At 52.3% G+C, this 4398-nt stretch carries 4 protein-coding genes and 1 pseudogene; all 5 read left to right on the top strand.

Going from position 1 to position 4398, the window contains the following annotated elements; translation table 11 throughout:
* Positions 1 to 531: class I tRNA ligase family protein (locus VAE48_RS16350; RefSeq protein WP_322794405.1), on the top strand; the 531-nt coding region annotated here is incomplete at its 5' end.
* 137 nt (positions 532 to 668) lie between these two features.
* On the top strand, positions 669 to 1352 hold the full coding sequence (locus VAE48_RS16355) for a creatininase family protein (RefSeq protein WP_322794406.1): 684 nt from the start codon (positions 669 to 671) through the stop codon (positions 1350 to 1352).
* Between the two features lie 623 nt (positions 1353 to 1975).
* Complete coding sequence (locus tag VAE48_RS16360; RefSeq protein ID WP_322794407.1) at positions 1976 to 2566, top strand: regulatory protein RecX; 591 nt, start codon at positions 1976 to 1978, stop codon at positions 2564 to 2566.
* A gap of 22 nt (positions 2567 to 2588) precedes the next feature.
* Entirely contained in the window at positions 2589 to 4127 is a 1539-nt protein-coding gene (rny, locus tag VAE48_RS16365; RefSeq protein ID WP_322794408.1) for a ribonuclease Y, read from the top strand.
* An 11-nt stretch (positions 4128 to 4138) separates the two neighbouring features.
* Positions 4139 to 4398 (top strand): annotated as a pseudogene (locus tag VAE48_RS16370) (hypothetical protein); the annotation flags it as partial.

Raw genomic sequence — 4398 nt, forward strand, 5'->3', positions numbered from 1 at the left:
CTGGTGCTTGAACCGGCTGCTGCAAAAGCGGCAGATGAAAGCCTCATCCGCAATTTGCGCCGCAAGGTTCATCAAACCCTGCGGGCGGTCACCCGCGATTTCCGCGAATTCGAATTCAACACCATTGTTTCGGCTTTAATGGAACTGCTGAACGAAATGAACAAAGCCAAGCAGGGTGGGGCGTATGGCACCCCCGCCTGGGAAGAAGCGGTGGATATCTACCTGCGGATGCTGGCGCCGGTTGCGCCGCACATCAGCGAAGAGTTGTGGGAAAGATTGGGAAAACCCTACTCGGTTCACACTCAATCCTGGCCTGTAGTGGATGAAGAGGCTGCCCGCGAGGAAGAAATTACGCTGGTTGTGCAGGTAAATGGAAAAGTGCGTGACCGGATTCAGGTGCCGGTCAATATCTCGGAAGAGGAAGCCAAAGCCATGGCTCTGGCTACCGAAGGTGTCCAACGCCATCTGGAAGGACGCAGCCCGCGCCAGATTATCTATGTGCGTGGCAGACTGGTAAACGTCGTGTTTTGACCACATCGGCCGAAGGAGGAGAGCCTTTTTGAATTGCGGCGGCGAAGCATCCGCTTCGCCGCCGCGTTTAATCCAGTCCCTTTTGAAAAAGCGGTATACTGAGTGAGGATTTTTTTTCTTCAAAAAAGGAAGATTTTATGCGACTCGAAGAATTGAACTGGATGGATGTTGAAATCTACCTCAAACAGGATGACCGTCTGATGCTGGTTTTAGGCGCATGTGAGCAGCACGGTTATCTCAGCCTTTTGACGGATGTGCGCATTCCTCTGGCGCTGGCGGACGCTGCCAGCGAAAGGAGCGGTGTGCTGGTTGCCCCTCCTTTGAACTTTGGCGTTTCACCCTACTTTCTGGCTTACCCCGGCACGATCAGCCTGCGCTCCAGCACACTGATTCAGGTGGTGGAGGACATGGTCAGATCGGTTTACCGCCAGGGGTTTCGGCGTTTACTGGTTCTGAACGGCCATGGCGGCAACGATGGGGCGCGGAATGTGCTGGTAGAGCTGGCCAATGAACTGCCGGGGTTGAAAGTTGGATGGTATGCGTGGTGGAAATCCCACAGCGTTGAAGCGGTGGCAGAAAAGCATGCACTAAAACCGGCGCATGCCAACTGGTTAGAAGCCTTTTCGTTTGTACAGGTGAGCGAATTGCCTCAGGGTTCAAAAATTCCCCCTTCCTATCAGGGTTTGCCCAATGCCGAGGAAATGCGGCAGCTGTACGGGGATGGCAGTTTTGGCGGTGAATATGCTGCCCGACCGGAAATTATGCAGGAATTATTCGATGCAGCCCTGACAGATATTCTGTATTTGCTGCAATTTGAGTAGGAAAATGCTGGTTTAAGGAAAAGTATTAGTCCAAACAACTTAAGAAATGGTGTTTGCCATTCATTCAGCTGCAAAAGGGAAGGGGAGAAATTGGAATTCTTACCCGGAAAAAACTGATTTTGGCGGGATTTGGTAAATTTTCAACTCCTAAAATGTTTTCAATATTAAAAAATCATGTATAATGTGTTAAGAAATTTGAAACTCCCTCAGCCCGGAATGATCAAAGCGTTGGAAAAGCATTGCAGTGGCAGGGAGAAACCGTTTGTGTTTGGATTTTCTCTCTCCATTGGGGAGAGATTATGGGATCAGTAGATTAGCCGGAGAGTGAAACGGCTCTGAATTCAAGGCGTGTACTTTTTTAGGTGAGTACGCGCGTGGACAGTGCAATTAAACCGGAGGCTGTCGGTGAAGTATACAGATAATGTACCTGTGGTGGGATTTACCAGAGCCTCACAAAGGATTCAAAATTATTTGAATCTGCTTTAATCTTCGCTCCCGGTATTATCTGCATTTTCACCCCGCACAAACTGGTTCTTCTCGGGCTGCTCCGGGCAGGCTGGTGTTGATTGGACGCGGAGCGTAAGATCACAGCATTAAAGGTACAAAGGCGTAACCCAAATCGAGTGAATGTTTACCTCGATGGGGAATTTGCTTTCGGACTTTCGCGAATTGTAGCTGCCTGGCTGCGGGTTGGACAAACCCTGAGTGAAGATAAAATTCGTTCACTCCAGGAAGAAGAGACCCGCGAAGTCGCCTATCAACGTGGTTTGCATTACCTGAGTTTCCGCCCGCGTTCAGAAGCCGAAGTTCGCCGCAAACTGCTGGAAAAAGGGTTTAACCAGCCATTGATCGAGGAGATCATTGAACGCTTGAAGGCCGAACGTTGGCTGGGTGATGCGGAGTTTGCGCGCTTGTGGACGGAAAATCGCACCACTTTTCGACCCCGCAGCCGCCGATTACTGCGTTATGAGCTAAGGCAAAAGGGAGTTTCGGAAGATCATATTGAGGAGGCGCTCAATCCTTTGGCGGAAGAGAGTGAACTGGCGTATCAGGCTGGTATTCGTTATGCGCGAAAATTGACCAGCCTGCAACCGGATGTGTTTCGCAAGCGGCTGATGGCGTTTTTAGCACGCCGCGGCTTTTCTTACGGAACGATTGCTCCGGTTGTGCGCCGCATCTGTTCCGAAAGAGAGATTGAGCAGCCCGAAACCTGACTCTGGAAAGAGGAATTGGAACATGGGACAATTTGGATTTGAAACATTGGTAGTCATTTTGTTGGTGGATGTGCTGGTTCTGGCTGCGGCGGTGTATTTTTTGACCCGCTACTTTGCCGAAAAATTCAAAAAGGATCAACAAAATAAAGCAGATGCAGTTTTACTGCAAGCGAACGAAAAAGCACGTGAGATCGAACTGGAAGCCAAAGATCGAGCACTGAAAACCTTGCAGGAAGCAGAGGCGGAAATCAACCGCCGCCGCATGGAAATCAACCGCGAAGAAGACCGTTTACAGAAACGGCGGGCAGAGCTGGATCAGCGCTTTGAGCGGCTGGAACAGCGTGAACAGGCGGTCAACAAGCGTCAGTCGGCTGTGGACAAACGCCTGAACGAAGTTGAAAAAATGTACGAGCAGCATATGGCGGAATTGCAGCGGATTGCGCAAATGACCGTCGAGGAAGCCCGAGCGGTTTTACTCCAGGAAGCCGAAAAAGAAGCCCGCGCCGACATGGCACGAATCATCCGCCAAATTGAGGCAGAAGCGCGAGCCGAAGGTGAAAAGCGCGCCCGCGAGTTGATTGCCGAATCCATCCAGCGGGTGGCTTCGGATCATGTGGTCAGCGTGACCACCTCGGTCATTTCTCTGCCCAACGAGGAGATGAAAGGGCGTATCGTTGGACGGAATGGGCGAAACATCCGCGCCTTTGAGCAGGCCGCCGGTGTAGATGTGATTGTAGATGATACTCCTGAGGCGGTTACCATCTCCTGTTTTGACCCGGTGCGGCGCGAAGTTGCCCGCCGGGCGCTGGAACGCTTGATTGTGGATGGACGTATTCACCCGGCGCATATCGAAAAAATTCTCAACGAAGAACAAAAAGAAGTGGATAAAAGCATCATCGAAGCCGGCGAGCAAGCGGCGTATGACGCTGGGGTGACCGGTCTGCACCCCGAAGTCACCAAAGTTTTAGGTCGTTTGAAGTACCGCACTTCCTACGGACAGAATCAACTGGCGCATGCTGTGGAGGTGGCCAAACTTTCGGCAGTGCTGGCGGCCGAGCTGGGCGCAGATGTGGATTTGTGCCGTATGGGTGGCCTGCTGCACGATTTAGGCAAGGCCATGGATCATAACACCGACGGCACACACGCCATGATCGGCGCGGAATTTGCCAAACGGTACGGCGTTCCGGCAAAGGTCGTCAATATCATTGCCTCTCATCATCACGAAGTGGAACAGGAAACGGTGGAAGCCATTATCGTGGAAGCCGCCGATGCCATCTCTGGCGCCCGACCCGGTGCCCGCCGCGAAGATTTGGAGCAGTACATCAAACGCCTGCGCGCACTGGAAGAAATTGCCAATTCCTTCAAGGGCGTCAGCCAGAGTTACGCCATTCAGGCTGGGCGTGAAGTGCGCATCATCGTCCGTCCAGAAGATATTGACGATCTGGCGGCCACACGGCTGGCAAGGGATATTGCCAAAAAGATTGAAGAAACCATGCAGTATCCGGGACAGATTAAAGTGACCGTCATTCGCGAAACCCGGGCTGTGGACTACGCCCGCTGAACCGGCTGCCCATGAAGCAGTTACTGCAAAACTTGCGGGATGGAAAAGCCCTTGTGGTGGATGTGCCGGCACCGACTCCCAAACCGGGAATGGTGCTGGTGCGCAATGCAGCTTCTTTGATTTCTGCCGGCACAGAACGCATGGTGGTGGATTTTGCCGGAAAAAGTCTGGTAGGAAAAGCGCGTTCCCGTCCCGATCTTGTGCGTCAGGTGCTGGACAAAGCCCGCCGCGAGGGGGTGTTAAACACCCTTGAAGCGGTTTTCAACCGACT

It is taken from the genome of Bellilinea sp. (assembly GCF_034432615.1).
In the GTDB taxonomy this organism is placed as follows: domain Bacteria; phylum Chloroflexota; class Anaerolineae; order Anaerolineales; family Anaerolineaceae; genus Bellilinea.